General features: G+C 37.8%; 17 protein-coding genes and 1 other annotated feature. Of the genes, 3 read left to right on the top strand and 14 right to left on the bottom strand.

Annotation, left to right across the window (positions count from 1 at the left end; translation table 11 throughout):
• Positions 1-73 precede the first annotated feature (73 nt).
• Complete coding sequence (locus AC4BB7_RS01160; RefSeq protein WP_086315197.1) at positions 74-871, bottom strand: formate/nitrite transporter family protein; 798 nt, start codon at positions 869-871, stop codon at positions 74-76.
• A gap of 461 nt (positions 872-1,332) precedes the next feature.
• On the opposite strand from AC4BB7_RS01160, the gene AC4BB7_RS01155 reads away from it, so the two are divergent.
• The gene (locus AC4BB7_RS01155; RefSeq protein ID WP_490484111.1) at positions 1,333-2,667 is read left to right on the top strand and encodes a TPM domain-containing protein; all 1,335 of its coding nucleotides are present in this window, start codon (positions 1,333-1,335) and stop codon (positions 2,665-2,667) included.
• A gap of 252 nt (positions 2,668-2,919) precedes the next feature.
• The gene (gene rpsD / locus AC4BB7_RS01150) at positions 2,920-3,531 is read left to right on the top strand and encodes a 30S ribosomal protein S4 (RefSeq protein WP_025870165.1); all 612 of its coding nucleotides are present in this window, start codon (positions 2,920-2,922) and stop codon (positions 3,529-3,531) included.
• Positions 3,532-3,667: 136 nt separating this feature from the next.
• On the opposite strand, the gene AC4BB7_RS01145 is transcribed toward rpsD, so the two are convergent.
• Positions 3,668-4,339 (bottom strand): ABC transporter ATP-binding protein, encoded by a 672-nt coding sequence (locus tag AC4BB7_RS01145; RefSeq protein ID WP_086315195.1) that lies wholly within the window; start codon positions 4,337-4,339, stop codon positions 3,668-3,670.
• Between the two features lie 16 nt (positions 4,340-4,355).
• Complete coding sequence (locus AC4BB7_RS01140; RefSeq protein ID WP_490484110.1) at positions 4,356-5,441, bottom strand: ABC transporter permease; 1,086 nt, start codon at positions 5,439-5,441, stop codon at positions 4,356-4,358.
• Positions 5,442-5,633: 192 nt separating this feature from the next.
• Between AC4BB7_RS01140 and lepB the strand changes: the two genes are divergently transcribed.
• Entirely contained in the window at positions 5,634-6,179 is a 546-nt protein-coding gene (lepB, locus tag AC4BB7_RS01135; RefSeq protein ID WP_490484109.1) for a signal peptidase I, read from the top strand.
• Positions 6,180-6,227: 48 nt separating this feature from the next.
• Here lepB and AC4BB7_RS01130 read toward each other — a convergent pair whose 3' ends face one another.
• The 11 genes from AC4BB7_RS01130 to pepT all read right to left on the bottom strand — a co-directional run bounded on the left by AC4BB7_RS01130 (position 6,228) and on the right by pepT (position 16,116).
• Positions 6,228-6,842 carry a DUF1054 domain-containing protein gene (locus tag AC4BB7_RS01130; protein ID WP_490484108.1) on the bottom strand — a complete coding sequence of 205 codons (615 nt, stop codon included), beginning with the start codon at positions 6,840-6,842 and terminating at the stop codon, positions 6,228-6,230.
• A gap of 32 nt (positions 6,843-6,874) precedes the next feature.
• Positions 6,875-7,444, bottom strand: a complete 570-nt coding sequence (locus AC4BB7_RS01125; protein ID WP_490484107.1) for a GNAT family N-acetyltransferase — start codon at positions 7,442-7,444, stop codon at positions 6,875-6,877.
• 69 nt (positions 7,445-7,513) lie between these two features.
• Positions 7,514-8,287: a tryptophan synthase subunit alpha gene (gene trpA / locus AC4BB7_RS01120; RefSeq protein WP_490484106.1), complete on the bottom strand. Its 774-nt coding sequence runs from the start codon at positions 8,285-8,287 to the stop codon at positions 7,514-7,516.
• Entirely contained in the window at positions 8,287-9,477 is a 1,191-nt protein-coding gene (gene trpB, locus AC4BB7_RS01115; protein ID WP_490484105.1) for a tryptophan synthase subunit beta, read from the bottom strand. The genes trpA and trpB overlap by 1 nt, the downstream gene beginning before the upstream one ends.
• 250 nt (positions 9,478-9,727) lie before the next feature.
• Positions 9,728-10,318 (bottom strand): phosphoribosylanthranilate isomerase, encoded by a 591-nt coding sequence (locus AC4BB7_RS01110; protein ID WP_490484104.1) that lies wholly within the window; start codon positions 10,316-10,318, stop codon positions 9,728-9,730.
• The gene (gene trpC / locus AC4BB7_RS01105; protein ID WP_490484103.1) at positions 10,315-11,073 is read right to left on the bottom strand and encodes an indole-3-glycerol phosphate synthase TrpC; all 759 of its coding nucleotides are present in this window, start codon (positions 11,071-11,073) and stop codon (positions 10,315-10,317) included. Before trpC ends, AC4BB7_RS01110 begins: the two co-directional genes overlap by 4 nt.
• Before the next feature lies 1 nt (position 11,074).
• Positions 11,075-12,088 (bottom strand): anthranilate phosphoribosyltransferase, encoded by a 1,014-nt coding sequence (trpD, locus tag AC4BB7_RS01100; protein ID WP_490484102.1) that lies wholly within the window; start codon positions 12,086-12,088, stop codon positions 11,075-11,077.
• Positions 12,081-12,665: an anthranilate synthase component II gene (locus AC4BB7_RS01095; protein WP_490484101.1), complete on the bottom strand. Its 585-nt coding sequence runs from the start codon at positions 12,663-12,665 to the stop codon at positions 12,081-12,083. Before AC4BB7_RS01095 ends, trpD begins: the two co-directional genes overlap by 8 nt.
• The gene (gene trpE / locus AC4BB7_RS01090) at positions 12,662-14,026 is read right to left on the bottom strand and encodes an anthranilate synthase component I (RefSeq protein ID WP_490484100.1); all 1,365 of its coding nucleotides are present in this window, start codon (positions 14,024-14,026) and stop codon (positions 12,662-12,664) included. The genes AC4BB7_RS01095 and trpE overlap by 4 nt, the downstream gene beginning before the upstream one ends.
• A 15-nt stretch (positions 14,027-14,041) precedes the next feature.
• Positions 14,042-14,284: a hypothetical protein gene (locus tag AC4BB7_RS01085; protein ID WP_490484099.1), complete on the bottom strand. Its 243-nt coding sequence runs from the start codon at positions 14,282-14,284 to the stop codon at positions 14,042-14,044.
• A gap of 299 nt (positions 14,285-14,583) precedes the next feature.
• Positions 14,584-14,811 (bottom strand) — a binding site (T-box leader).
• Positions 14,812-14,880: 69 nt separating this feature from the next.
• A complete protein-coding gene (pepT, locus tag AC4BB7_RS01080; protein ID WP_490484098.1) occupies positions 14,881-16,116 on the bottom strand; it encodes a peptidase T in 1,236 nt (411 codons plus the stop codon).
• Positions 16,117-16,131 lie beyond the last annotated feature (15 nt).

The following is a 16,131-nucleotide window of genomic DNA, read 5'->3' as shown; positions in this document are numbered from 1 at the left end:
TCTATCTTACTTCAATAAACTATAGACAGCAAAAAAAGCTGAAACGGTCATTCCGCCTCAGCCTCTAAATTGATTAATCTACATAAGTTGTATCTGCATTATTCAGCCAAGCATAACCCAAACCAATCACTAAGCCACCACCGATAAAATTGCCGATAAGTGCAAAGAATAGATTGTGTGCTACGCTACTGACTGTCATTGCCGCCATTGTTCCGTGAGAAGCAAAGTAGGCTAAGCTAAAGGCAGGGAAGTTAGCGATAACGTGCTCGTAGCCTAAGAAAGCAAAGATAAAGATGATAAAAATAATTGCTGCAACCTTACCAGCATCATCTTTCATACGCATACTTACTAATACCGCCGTGTTTACTACGATATTGGCAAAAATACCTTCTACTAAAATTTGTGTTGTCGTTTTATTTAATTTTCCAGCGATCGAAGTGAAGAAGAAACTATCTGACGCTAAATCTTGATAAGGAACGGTCAAAGAAATCAAGTATCCGAAAAGAACACCACCGACTAAATTAAAGAAAATACATGCAAATAAAATTTTTGCCGCAAATGATAAGTTGATTTTTTTACGATAAACGCCGACCGTCATGTACAACATGTTTGATGTCCCTAACTCAGCATTCATATACAGAATCATAACAAGTGACCAGCTAAACATAAACGCATAAAGCATTTTGCCTAACCCATGTACAATGTCTTCACCTTTCATTGCAATTGCAAACGCAACGGCTGTTCCTAATGTTAAAAACATACAAGCCAGCATAGCACGAAAAGCATAACGCATAAAACTACTTTGGAATAAGTTCATTTTTTTACTGATTGATTTGTCGATCTGCTCAAATAATGGCGATACAGGTTTCATTGTGTTTCTCCTTTTCAATTTGTTTTCATCTAATATTTTCAAAAAACATCCTTTACCATTCTAAAGACCTGTAAGGGTTTTGTCTAGTGCTTTTTCACACAAAGTCACACTTTTTTTCACAGCATAACAAATGAACCCCCTTCATTTCGAGGAATCATTCAGCTTGGCTTTATTCATTTAAGTATATCACAATCTAGTTAATTTTCAGCTATTGCTCATCGTTGGCACCTCCCAGCATTGTAGAAATAGCCTTAAAAGAAGGATAAAATCAACCTGAAGTACGATGCATTTTATGGCTCACATGGTAAAATAATACTATCAGTATTTTGAACGTTTGATAAAAGGAGTTGTATGTGAAATGAAAGAAGAAAAATTTTGGTTGTTAGGTAAGCGCTATTTTACAGTGGGCGAGCATGCAAAAAGATATTTTATATCAGCTTTGAATAAAGGAGATGAGTCTGATGTCTAGATCTAGCCAAAACAATCACCCCTCATTGAATCAACAAATTATCAATCACTACCGATCGTTAAAAAGAAGAAATGAGATTGTAACAGTCATTTTATTGTGGGTCCTTCTATCTTGCGGCTTTTTTTTCAGCCTATTCTTTATAACGGATAATCATTATCCTGCGAAAATGGCATCTTACGATCAACAATTGCAAACCCTTAACCAAGAACGTGCAGATATTGAGTCTGGAAAAGTGGCAGAGGCAACAAAATCCTTTGATACTGTTTTACAAGATAGCTTAAATCATTTAAAAGAGTATCCTCAACAAGAAAACAATTATTCTGTTTCTATTGACGGAACAAATAGTAACTTAGTCATCAATAAAAATAATATTTTTGTCTCAGATAACGCGGCTATGTTAGACGGTCCAATGAAGAAAAAAATCTACGACCTGAATAAACAATTAGCTGCCAGTACGAACGGCGCTCAGCTAGAAGTCGTAACCGTCAGACGATTGCCAAATGGTGAAGATATCGAATCCTATGCGAATAAAATCTTTAACCAATTAGGAATTGGGAATAAAGAAGAAAACAATGGTGTCTTATATCTGATTGCATTAGATGATCGGGAGTTTCGATTAGAAGTCGGCTACGGATTGGAAGGCTTGATTCCTGATGGAACAGCAAACAACATCATTAACGATGATGACGTGGTCGATGCATTTAAAGACGAACGATATGCGGATGGAGTAAATCAAGTAGTTGAACAAGTTTTTTCATTGATGAACACCAAAACCGCTTTAGTGGATTCTAAAATCAATCAAGTCAAAGAACAACAACGTTCAGCTAACTTTTCCCATTGGGGCTTATTCAGTTTGCTACTGTTGCTTATAACACTAAGTTTATTTTTCATCATTAAATTGATTCGCGCAAAAGGCACTTTGAAACAAGCCTACAATGATTATCTAGAGCAAATGTCTGCTTACTCTAAATCAATCGATCCAAATGATCCTCAATTCTTGCAGAAAAAAATGAAACAAACAGATTTTTATTATATTCTATTAAGCGGAACTTTTTTGATTTTATCAAAAAGAAGTTTACGTCGGGCGATCACCAGAGGAAAATTATTAAAAAATCCAGCAGCTCAGCAAAAGGCATTTGGTCGGATTTTAATTGGTGATACCCTCTATTCTGGAAACGGCGATATCTTAACGACTGCTTATTTAGCTTCTAACTATAATTCTAGTAACTGGTCAGATAATGATTCATCTGGTAGTGGCGGAGGCTCATCTTGGGGTTCTTTCGGTGGTGGATCTTCTGGTGGCGGGGGCGCTTCTGGCGGTTGGTAGTTTATTAAGGGATAACCCAAGAAAAAGCTTGAGTTATCCCTTATTTTGCGCTATACTATGCTTTGTGTAAAATAATGCAGCAGAAAAATAATAGGCTCGTCAACAATTCATTGCCTTGATTGCTTCGGCTTTCAGGTTCAACTGCGTAACCCACGGCTGCAAAGGGCGAAGGTTGAAGAATGAACTGAACGAATATGAATTTTTCAGAAGATTATTTTACTCCAAAAAATTATTTTATTGGAGGAATTTTTAATGTCACGTTATACAGGACCATCATGGAAAATCTCTCGTCGTCTAGGTATCTCTCTATCAGGAACTGGTAAAGAACTAGCACGTCGCCCATACAAACCAGGACAACACGGACCAAACAGCCGTGGTAAAGTTTCTGAATACGGTATGCAATTAACTGAAAAACAAAAATTACGTCATATGTACGGTATGAACGAACGTCAATTCGTTAACTTGTTTATTAAAGCAAGCAAGATCAAAGAAGGTAAACACGGTGTTAACTTCATGATCTTACTAGAACAACGTTTAGATAACGTCGTTTACCGTTTAGGCCTTGCAACTACTCGTCGTCAAGCACGTCAATTAGTAAACCACGGTCATGTTACTGTAGATGGCAAACGCGTAGATATCCCTTCTTACCACGTTGAAGTTGGTCAAGTGATTTCTGTTCGTGAAAAATCTCAAAACGTAGTAACAATCAAAGAAGCTGTTGAAGCAACTGTTGGACGTCCAGCATTCGTAAGCTTTGACACTGAAAAATTAGAAGGTAGCTTCACTCGTTTACCAGAACGTGATGAGTTATACCCTGATATCGACGAAGCTCTTGTCGTTGAATACTACAACCAAAAACTTTAAGATTCGATTTGGAGAAAAGCGTTACAGCTTCTCATACTTTTTCGGATTTGCAGACCTTGCCCACTTTGTTGGGCAAGGTTTTTTTGTATAAAAAAACAAAGATGCTGTTCACTATCCACATCTTTGTTTTTAGTATTTATTTTTGTTTTTTCAAGACACCATCTTTCATCACAAAGACTTCGTCACAAAAATCAATCAAGCGTTGATCGTGCGTTACCATGATCGTTGCTTTATTTTTTTCTTTTGTTTCTCTTGCTAAAATTTTTACAACTTCAAATGCTCGATCCGAATCTAAACTTGCTGTAGGTTCATCCGCTAAGATAATGGATGGATCATTATATAACGCACGAGCAATAGCTACACGCTGACGCTCTCCTCCAGAAATTTCATCTGGATATTTTTTTTTCAATTTCTCAATTCCTAGCTCTGTTAATAACTGATTGACTTTATCCACATCAGTCTTTTCTTTTTTTACTTTATCCACTAATCGTAATTGCTTTTCCACAGTTAAGAACGGAACCAGATTCGATGCTTGCAAAATAAACCCAATTTCAGAAAAACGGATCGTTGACCGTTTTTTTTCATTTTCTTCACTAAATGCTTGATTATTTATTTTAATTTCACCATTGGTAGGGGTTTGTAAGCCACCAGCAAGAGTCAAAAAAGTACTCTTGCCTGACCCACTCGGACCAATCACAGCGACAAATTGACCTTTTTCCACAGAAAAGTTTGTGGGTTTTAATGCTTCAATTGTTGTATCTCCATCTAAAAATTGTTTATCCACAGATAAAAATTCGATTGCTTTCACTTTTTCTCCTCCTGTTCTAGCCAATGGCCTTTAATGGATCGATTTTAATAATTGTTCGAACTGAGAATAATGCCCCTAATACTGCAATAATTAACATTATTCCACCGATTGATAAGAAAAATAGCCAATTCGATTGAAACGGAACTGCTGTGGGCAATACTAAGGAAGTTCCCACAGTACCAAGTAATCCTAGTGTTATCCCCAAGACAGCTAAGATAAATGTTTGTAAAATTACAGACATTGCAATATACAAACCTGAAATACCTTGTGCTTTCATGATTCCAAAAATGGTTGTTTTTTGCATGGTCAACACATAAATAAATATACCTATAACAATTGCCGCAATCACAATCAAAAAGCCGATCATAAAGCCAAATGTCAGTACTTGTGCACTATATCCTGGTAGTTTATTGATAAAAGTTGCAATGTCATAACGAGTTAATCCGTCATCTTTTATTTGAACATTTTTAACCGAGCCCTCTTTAGCACGAAAAACGATTGCATTTACACGAGCATTTTCTGTCGTATCTGATTTTTCAAAGCGAATTTGTTGAAAAACACTTGTGGATACATATAACACTGGTGCAACATTAAACTTAGCATTTTCAGTAAAACCTACGACTTTAAGCTTTTTATCACTGCCAGCTAGCTTTATTGTATCCCCAATTTTGATATCATTTTCTTTTTTCAAGCTATTATCCGCAACTGTTTCATTTTCATTCGTAAAAGCTTTTCCTTCAACAATATTTGGCATCAAAAATTCATCTTTGTTAATCCCGAAAAAACTAGCATTGATTTTTTCAGCATTTTTTTGATCCAATTGAATCACAGCTGCAGTTTGCCCCAGTGAAGCCTTTTCTTGTGCTTCAACTTCATCAATTGACTTGATTGGTATCATCGACATGTTGATATTCGTATTTGATTCATCTGATAATAAAATCCCATCTGCTTGCCATTTATCCACAGCAGTTCGGTTATCTTCAGCCAAGCCATACGCTAAGCCTGTTAAAAAGAAAACTAAATAAGAAATCAAAAACATCACACTAATGATCAGTGCATAGCGTAACTTCGAGCGGGTTATTTCATTCCAAGCCAAAAACATAGTTCATCCTCCTCCTTATCAAACGATAAGTTCTGTAAAAAGTATAACAAAATTTAGAAATCACAACAAAATATCTGCTTTAAGAATGCTCTTAGTGATTAAATAATCCACAAAATCGTCTTATTTTCTTCTTATTTACTCGATTTATTCTGGTATACTTGTAAGAAATAACACGTAAAAAGGAGTTTATTTATGAAAAAGAAATATGGCACGTTTTATACATTAATACAGTTTGCAATGATTTTACTATTTGCACTTTTTTTAAGAACGTTTGTTTTAACACCTGTGGAAGTCGTTGGAATTTCGATGGAGCCTACGTATCATGAGTCGGATCGGTTGTGGCAAACCTCTTTAGTCAGCCCAAAACGATTTGATGTGGCAACATTTCCTAGTCCCAGAGATGGGAAACGAATTGTGAAGCGGGTTGTCGGAATGCCTGGTGATACTATTCGAATGGAAAATGATCAATTATATATCAATGACAAAAAATATGACGAACCTTATTTAGATGAATTTAAAGATGCTTTGACAGATGAAATGCCTTTAACTGCTGATTTTACTTTAGCCAATAGTGCAGCAGGTCCTGCTACTGTTGTTCCTGATGGGAAATATTTTGTATTAGGAGATAATCGGCGGAAAGCGGATGATAGCCGTTATTTTGGTTTTGTTGATGAGGACGCTATTGTGGGTGTTGTTTATTTTCGGTATTACCCACTGAATAAGATTGGTGTGCAATAAAAAATCAGGTAGTAGACTTCTCTCAATACAAAGTCACTACCTGATTTTTTATTGATGTTTAATTGCCAACTGATACAATGGCAATAATTCTTCATACGTCTTCAACATATATTCACGAGCCTTTTCAGGTTCATTCAACAAATCATCCGTCTTTCGAATAATTCGACCAATTTGAAATTCCCCTTTTTTCACATCACGGAAACGAATAAGGTGTTTCTCCAAATCCGCTTCATTCAACCGTTCGATCTCGGGTTGCGTATGATCGATCGACAGGTAAAAATCATCATCTAATTGCTCAAATAATACTTGATTCTCTAAAAAGGCTTGTGCGATTTCCTTTTCATTTTTAGGATTATCGATCAGTGATAACCACATAAAAAGATAGTCTGGCCAGATCCCTAGTTGAAAATGAGCTTCCATTTTATAGCCGCGTTTTTTCTGACTTAATGCCGACCAAGTGTTTTCAGGTGGATAAACGGTTCTACGACGATGTTGCGCAATATGAACAAAAAATTCTGTTTCTAGTTTCTCCCCTAATTGTTCAGCAAAATAATCATCTAACTCTTGAAATTTTGGTTGGATCGTTGAACGAATACCAGCCATTCTTGGGTCTAATCCTTCTATTGTAAAGACATCAAAATCTTTCTCAGTAAACATCAACATGTTGTTATTTCTCCTCTGAACTGTTCTATAGTTTAACGGTGTACTTTCTGCCATTCCTCTAACGTGATGCCAAGCATCGCATCTGTCACGACTTTTCCTTTCCACATACGAGCATTTGGAATTCTACCTTCTACTTTCATGCCGATTTTTTCCATTACTCGACCTGATTTAGGATTGTCAACATCATGGGTAGCAAAAATACGCATCAATTGTAATTCTTCAAAACCAAAACGCAAGATTTCACTAGCTGCTTCCGGCATGTAGCCTTTGCCCCAATAGTTTCGATTCAAGGCGTAGCCGATTTCTGCAATATTATGCTGATCTTCCACACGTAAATCGATCGTTCCGATCAGTTTGCCCGTTTCTTTTAATTCGACACCGTATTTTCCAAATGGTGCTGACATAAAGTAATTAGAAATACTGTCTTGTGTATCTTTCAAAGACTGATGGATTGGAAAAACATGGGTAACCGTCTCTTTATCAGACGCATATTCGTACATATCATTAGCATCACTTAGCGTTACAGGGCGCAGTTTTAAGCGATCCGTTTCTAAATATTGATTTTGTGCAAAAACTAAATTTCGATTGATAAGAATTTCCATAATTACACCTGCTTTTCATACTACTTTACAGAAATCCTCCCTCAGAGGCAAGGGGAAAATCGAAAAAATTTAAACTTCGTTCTTTATAGCTTCTTGGATAAAAGCTTTAACTTCTCCTTGCTTTCCTTCACTAAGGAGTTGAACAATTTTACTCCCAACGATTACACCAGCACAGCTTTTTCTAAAACGATCAACATGCTCTTTAGTAGACACACCAAATCCTGCTAGAACTGGCTTATCACTCACTTTTTGAATATAAGCTAAATGCTCATCTACTATCTCTTGATAGTTTCGCCCAACTCCCGTTACACCATTAACAGCTACTGCGTATATAAAGCCATCTCCAGCTGCAGCCAATTCTGAGATCCGTTCCTTCGGTGTAGTCAGAGCAATCAGCGGAATCAATGAAATATCACTCTCTTTTAGTAATGGTGTTAACAATTCTTGATGTTCATAAGGTAAATCCGGAATAATCAAACCTAAAACATTGGTTTCAGCTAACTCTTGAATAAACGTTTCTAAACCATAGCTAAAAACCGGATTGAAATACGTCATGAGCACTAAAGGCGTTGGGGTTTTGATTTGTTTTAACTGTTGGATTATCTTTCTTAATGTAACTTTATTTTCCAACGCTCTTAGACCAGCCGCTTGGATTACTGGACCATCTGCAACGGGGTCTGAAAAAGGAATCCCTAATTCGATTGCACTAGCTCCTGCATCCGTTAATAATTGGATTTCATCCGCTAATTGATCTAGACCTTGCGCTCCTGCCATGATATATGGAACAAAAATCGTTTCATTCGCTTGCTGTTTTGCCTTTAATTGTTTCGTTAGTGATTTCATTAGTTAGCCTCCTGTTCAAATAATTCTTTGATTTGCTGAACATCTTTATCACCACGACCTGAAAGACAAACGATGATTTGTTTATCTGGTCCAAGTTCTTTGGCTGCTTTTATAGCATGGCTAATAGCATGCGCACTTTCTAAGGCTGGTATGATTCCTTCTGTTTGGCATAAAATTTTAAAGGCATCCAACGCTTCTTGATCGGTCACGGACTCATAGCTTGCTCTTTGTATTTTATTTAAATGACAATGTTCTGGTCCAAGTCCTGGATAATCTAAGCCCGCTGAAATCGAGAAAGCTTCTAAAATTTGTCCGTCCTCATCTTGAAGCAGCTTCATCATCGCGCCATGAAGGACACCTGTTTTTCCTTTATTGATCGATGCAGCATGTGCGTCCGTCTCTAATCCCAAGCCAGCTGCCTCAACACCAATCAACGCAACATCATCATTGATAAACGGATAGAAAATCCCCATTGCATTACTTCCTCCGCCAACACATGCAACCACTGCATCAGGCAGTTTATTTTCTACTTCTAAAAATTGACGTCTCGCTTCAATTCCGATAATACTTTGGTAATCGCGCACAATTTCAGGAAACGGATGCGGACCTAAAACCGATCCCATCACGTAATGTGTATCTTCCACATTGGCAACCCAAAAACGTAGTGCTTCGTTAACTGCATCTTTTAATGTTTTACTCCCAGAAGTCACACTTTCGACTTTCGCCCCTAACAATTCCATCCGAAAGACATTCAATGATTGGCGAGATACATCGACTGCTCCCATGAAAATCGTACATTCCATTCCAAACAAAGCAGCCACTGTAGCTGTGGCTACACCATGTTGCCCTGCTCCTGTTTCAGCAACAACTTTTTTCTTGCCCATTTTTTTCGCTAATAAAATTTGTCCGATCGTGTTATTGATTTTGTGAGCGCCAGTATGGTTCAAGTCTTCTCGTTTGAGGTAAATCTTTGCGCCGCCCGCATAATCTGTCAGTCGCTCTGCAAGGTACAAAGGATTTTCTCGTCCAACAAATTGCTTCAAGTAGTAATTTAACTCATCTTGAAACACCTCATCTGCCTTCGATGCTTCATAAACTTCCTCTAATTCTTTAACGGCATACATCAATGTTTCTGGAACAAATTGTCCCCCGAAATCTCCGTAAAATCCTTGATTTGGTTGATTATACATAACTTTCCTCCTTGTAATTAAAGCTGAATGGGCTCGTTTAGGTTCGACAAGAAAATAGGAAAAATCGACTGTGACGCTTTCTGTCACTTTCTATTTTTATCTTTTTCTCGAGAACCTAGCCCATGAAGCTAGATAGTTTTTAAAGCTGAACGGGCTCGTTTAGCCTTGACTGAAAAATAGAAAAATATGTTTGTGACGACTTTTGTCGCAGGCATATTTTATCTTTTTTCCGAAAGGCTAGCCCGTGAAGCTAGATCGCTTTCTCTAGAAAAGCAATAATTTTTCTAGGGTCTTTTACGCCATTCGTCTCTACTCCACTTGACACGTCAACAGCATATGGATTAAATCGTTGTTTAGCTTGTTGGACGTTCTCCGTCGTCAGACCTCCTGCAATGATTATCTTCTTATTTTTGATGAAACTTGTATCTAGTTGACGCCAATCAAAAACTTGACCGTTACCACCAACAAACTCTTTAGGCGGTGCATCAAATAGTAGAAAATCCGTCTCTGGCTCTCGGTCAAGTGTTTCTTGTATTTCCTTAGTCACCGGTATTGCCCGAATCACTGGAACAGAAAACTTCTCCGTCGTTAACACCCCATGAATTTGCACCATATCCAGATTAGCTTGATGAATGATCGCCTCAACTTCCGAATGACTAGGTGAAACAAAAACTCCAACTTTTTTGACTCTTTTTGGTACATTTTTCGTGATCTCTTTTGCTTTTTCAGGCGTAATACGACGCTTACTTTCTGCAAAAACAAAACCAAGATAATCCGCACCAAAGTTGACTGCTAAATCAACATGTTCTTTGGTTTTCAAGCCGCAAATTTTCACTTTCATCGTGAGACCTGCAATTCTTTGGCTTTCTCTTTAGGATCATTTTCTTTCATCAATCCTTCACCAACTAAAACAGCTTGATAATTCTCTTTTACCAGTTTGACTTGTTCTGCATTTGAAAAACCTGATTCACTGATATAAATCGCATCTGTTTCTTGTTTTTCACCTAAAGTTTGGCTAACACCAAGTGAAACTTTAAATGTTTTCAAATTACGATTATTTACACCAATCAAACGCGCTGACAATTCTTCTGCGGTTATTAATTCCTGCTCATCATGAACTTCCACAAGGACTTCTAAACCGAGTGCTGTAGCTTTGGTATACAGTTCTGCTAACTTTTGTTTAGATAATGCCGCAACAATCAATAGTACGATTGTCGCTCCAGCATTTCTTGCCCGAATTAGTTGTTTTTCATCAATGATAAAATCCTTACATAAAACTGGAATGTTCACTTGTCCAGCAACTTGACGTAAGTCTTCAATCGATCCTTTGAAGAAATGCTCGTCTGTCAATACGGAAATAGCTGTAACGCCTGCCTGCTCATATGCTTTGGCCTGCTCGATGACATCCACTGACAAATTGATTGCACCTTTAGAAGGAGACGCGCGTTTAACTTCTCCGATAATATGCATTTTTTCAGGATTGTCTTTGACTTGTTGATAAAATGAATACGTTTCTCGCAGTGGTTGGACTATTTCTAAAGGCATCTCTTTTACCTCTTGTTGTTTTTCATTGATAATTTTTTTTAGAAAATCCATCTTATGCAACCTCCTTTTGTACTTGTATCAATTGTTCTAATTTATCTAAAGCTGCTCCACTTGCCACACAGTCTTTGGCTAATATAATTCCTTCTTGAATGGTTTCCACTTTGCCATTACTGAAAAATCCTAATCCAGCATTCAGTAAAACAGTATCCAAATAAGGGCTTTCTTGATTTTTCAAAACGGATAATAGTGTATCTGTATTTTGTGTTGCATTACCTCCACGAATAGCTTCTAAAGGCAGACGAGCAAAACCAAATTCTTCTGGTTCGATCGTATGCATCGTGATTTTTTTCTCTTCCAACAATGCAAAATGCGTCGTTCCTGCAAGAGATGCTTCATCCAATCCACCTGCCCCGTTTACAACTATTGCGCGGCTTCGGCCTAATTCACTCAAGGTTTTTGCCGTTTCTTCCAACAAATCTCGACGATATGTGCCCATTAATTGCGAGTTCAAGGATACAGGATTTGTTAATGGTCCGATTAAATTTAAAATGGTTGGTGTTCCTAATTCTTTGCGGACGTTCATGACATATTTCATTTTTGGATGCATCTGAGGAGCAAATAGAAACGCTAATCCTACTTCATTTAGTACAAAACTTGTTTTTTCAGGTGAAAGGCTGATATCTACACCTAAACATTCAAAGATATCTGCACTCCCTGATTTACTGGAAATACTGCGATTGCCGTGCTTCGCAATCGTTACACCACCAGCTGCTAAAACAAATGCTGCAGTTGTACTAATATTGAAACTACCTGATCGATCCCCGCCCGTCCCACAATTGTCCATTACATTTTCTTTTTGACAATCGATCATCACAGCTTTTCTCTGAATCGTATCAGCGATTCCCGCCATTTCTTCTGCTGTTTCACCTTTGCATTTTAGCGCTGTTAGAAAGGCCGCAATTTGGCTATCCGTTAATTGACCTTCAAAGATTTTTTCCGCAACTTGCGCGGCTTCGATCCGTGTGAGATGTTCATTACTATATACTTTTTCAAATAGTTCATGCATAGTATGTTTCCTCCATTAGTTGGATAAAATTTTTAATGATTGCTGCTCCGCTTGGTGTTCCAATTGATTCTGGATGAAATTGAAGCCCGAAGATCGGGTAGTCTTGATGCTCGATTGCCATGATTTCCTGATCATCTGTAGCTGTTGCTGTAATCAAAAATCCTTCAGGTATTGTTTTTGGATCAATGACCAGAGAATGATAACGCATCACAGAAGGTTCAGAACCCCTCTCTTTAAAAAGCTTGCTATCTTTATGCGTCGTAATGACTGACTGTTTACCATGTCGAATTTCTTTAGCTGTTATCACTTGTGCGCCAAATACTTCTCCGATTGTTTGATGGCCTAAACAAATCCCTAATAATGGTTTCTGTTGATAAAATTGCTGGATCACTTCTTTTACATGACCCGTTTCTGCTGGTGTTCCAGGCCCTGGTGAAATGACGATTGCATTCGCTTGTCTTGCTAATCGGAAAATATCAGCTGAATCATTACGAACGATTACTACGTCGTGATCCGCTCCAAGTAATTGAGCTAAATTATGTGTAAATGAATCATAATTATCAATCAATAAAATCATTGCCCCACCTCCAAAAGTGCTTTGGCTTTTTGTAACGTCTCTTCATATTCCTTTGTAGGATCAGAATCATAAACAATGCCTGCACCTGCTTGGACATATGCTTTATTTTTATGGATGACCATTGTTCGAATCGCGATAGCAAAATCCGCTTGGTCATTTTTCGATAAATAACCCACTGCACCAGCATAGATGTTTCGTTTGACTGGTTCGATTTCGTAAATACGCTGCATTGCTCGGATTTTCGGTGCACCGCTGACTGTTCCTGCAGGTAATGTTGATTTTAATGCATCCATTGCAGTCAATTCTTTTTTTAGTTTTCCAGTCACGACTGAAACTAGATGCATCACAAACCGATATTTCTCAACAATCATATAGACTGGCACTTCAACAGAACCAATGTCACTGACTTTTCCTACATCATTGCGTCCTAAATCGATCAACATCAAGTGTTCTGCACGTTCCTTTTCATCTGTGAGTAGTTCTTGTTCTAAGGTTGCATCTTGCTCCACTGTTTGTCCTCTTTTACGCGTTCCTGCAATTGGATTAGTTGTGACGAGTTGATTTTTCACGCTAACTAAACTTTCTGGCGAAGAACCGATAACGTAGGTTTCACCAAAATCTAGAAAATACAGGTAGGTTGAAGGATTAGTAACACGTAATCTGCGGTAATAATCAAACGGCTCTTCTTCAAAATCAGCTGTCAAACGTTGTGAAGGAACCATTTGAAATAGGTCTCCTTGTTTGATATAGCCTTTGATTTTGGTGACGGCTGCTTCAAAACTCGCTTGTGTGAAGTTGCTTTGATAATTTAAATTTTTTAAACGCAGCTCTTTTTGTTCTTCTTCACTTGGTATTTGTAGTTCTTTTATTTTTCGAGTGATTGCTTCTTTTAATACCACTTCACTTCGATTTGAATAGCTATCAGCTTCGACCAAAAAGATCTTTTCCCCAACATGATCAAAGATCAAGTAAGAGTCAAACAGATAAAAATGAATATCTGGAACATTCAACTCATCAAAAGGAGGCTTGCCTAAGTCTTCATAACAAGCAATCACATCATAGCCAACATAGCCGATTGCCCCACCTTGAAAGGGTAATTCTTCTGAAATTTCTTCTTTTTTCAAGACATGTTTTTCGATTTCTTTCAGTGGATCTTTTGCAGTGATTCTTTTTCCATCAATCGTTAGTTCGTGACCATAACAAGTGATTTCAGAAACCGCATCCCAGGCAATGATCGAATAGCGTCCTTTGCTCTTATCTCTGGGTATGCTTTCTAAAAGGCATTTGTTAGTTCCTTGAATTCTTAAAAAGGCGGATATCGCCGTTAGATAATCTGCTTGGATTTCTTTGATCAATTGCATGTGATTTCCTCTTTTCTAGTTTTTTTGTTTTAGGGTTGGATAGGAGCGAAACTTGGTGTAGTGATTCGCTAGTACGGTTACTTCTCTCCACTTGGGCGCCAAGTACTGTTCAGCATCTACTCTGGCATTACCAGTCGTAGTGATTCCTAGTACGGTTACTTCTCTCCCTTTGCTCGCCAAGTACTGTTCAGCATCTACTCTGGCATTACCAGTCGTAGTGATTCCTAGTACGGTTACTTCTCTCCCTTTGCTCGCCAAGTACTGTTCATCATCTACTCTGGCATTGCCAGTCGTAGTGATTCACAGCAAAAAGCCCTCACAAAACAGACTTCTATCTGTTTTGTGAGGGCGAATAATAGTATCCACGGTACCACCTCATTGAAAAAAATTCTTTTATCGTAACCTTAGAATCGCTGTTCACTATTGATCAGTTGGGATCAGAGCGTTTGGTGATTCCTAATATAGTTACTTCTCTCTCCTTAGCACACCTTTTACTGTAAACCACTTTTTTCATGCTTTACAATAAAATAAGCCCCCAAACCACACAAAATCTGTGGTTTGAGGGCGATAAATTCACGGTGCCACCTCAAGTTTGAAAGAAATTCTTTCCTCTTATCAGTCGTCTATCAACGACCTTACTCTATAACGGGAGTTCCCGAAAATGCCTACTAAGATTCAACATTTCGCTCGAAAGTCCATTCACAACCCATCCCTTACTGATTCGCAGTCCCATCAGCTCTCTGAAAAGTTCCAGTGTTGTTACTCCTCTTTCTCAAAGCTTTGCTATTGAGGACAATCATATTAGAAATCTCTAATTTTGTCAACTATTTTTTATATGGAAATCAATTTTTTCCTCAATCCTTTGATTTAACAGTGTTTTCTTTGATGATTTCTACAATCGTTTTTGACGCTAATTCCATTGCTTCAAGTGTGATAAACTCATACTGTCCATGAAAATTTTCGCCGCCTGTAAACAAATTAGGGGTTGGAATCCCCATAAATGAAATTTTTGAACCGTCCGTTCCACCGCGAAAAGGTTGAATATCTGCCTTAATGCCGAGATTTCCCATCGCTTTAACCGCAAGTTCTACAGGAGTCATATCCTTTTCAATGATCTCTTTCATGTTGTAATACTGATCTAGAAATTCAATTGTGATCCGCTCTTTATCAAAGGTTTCATTTAATTCACTAACGATTTTAGCAAGCTCTTGTTTTCTTTTTTCGAAAAGTTTCTTATCATGATCGCGAATAATATAGGTCAACTCAGCATGATCCAAACTTCCAACAAATTTTGTCAGTAAATAAAAACCTTCATAACCTCGTGTTTTTTCCGGCACTTCATCTTTTGGTAATTGCGCATCTATTTTTTCGCCCAATTTAATGGCATTGACCATCGTTCCATAAGCGGTTCCTGGATGAACACTGGTTCCTTCGATCGTGATCACCGCTTGCGCTGCATTGAACGTTTCGTATTCAAAGCAACCAACTCTTCCACTATCTATTGTATAGGCAAAATCCGCTGGAAAATTTGGTGCATCAAAACGATCAGCGCCACGTCCAATTTCTTCATCTGGTCCAAACGCAAGCAGGACTTTTCCATGAGGAATTTCAGGATGTGCCAATAAATATTCAACTGCATCTAAAATTTCTACGATTCCCGCTTTGTCATCCGCACCTAATAAAGTCGTACCATCTGTCGTGATCAAGGTTTGTCCGATATAATCTTTCAGATTGGGAAACTCTTCAACTTCCATGACGATTCCCAGATTTTTATTTAGTACAACATCTTGACCATCATAATTTAAAAAAACATTCGGTTGAATATTCTCAGCATTATAATCTGCCGTATCTAAATGAGCAATAAACCCAATCGTCGGTACCTTTTCTTTGGTTGTTGCGGGTAAAGCAGCGGTCAAAAAGCCATTTTTTTCATTGTACTGAATATCAGAAAGTCCAATTTCCACTAATTCTTTTTCAATGATTTTTGCAAATACTACTTGTCCTTGTGTTGTTGGAACGGTCTGACTAGCTGCATCAGAGCGTGTGTTGACTTTTACATAACGGATAAATCGTTCTAATAATTGACTCATTATTTACTCCTCCGT

It is taken from the genome of Enterococcus sp. AAFC-DPL-5182, from assembly GCF_058216605.1.
The sequence above is the reverse complement of the archived record's forward strand: the minus strand, read 5'-3'. Positions and strand labels throughout refer to the sequence as shown.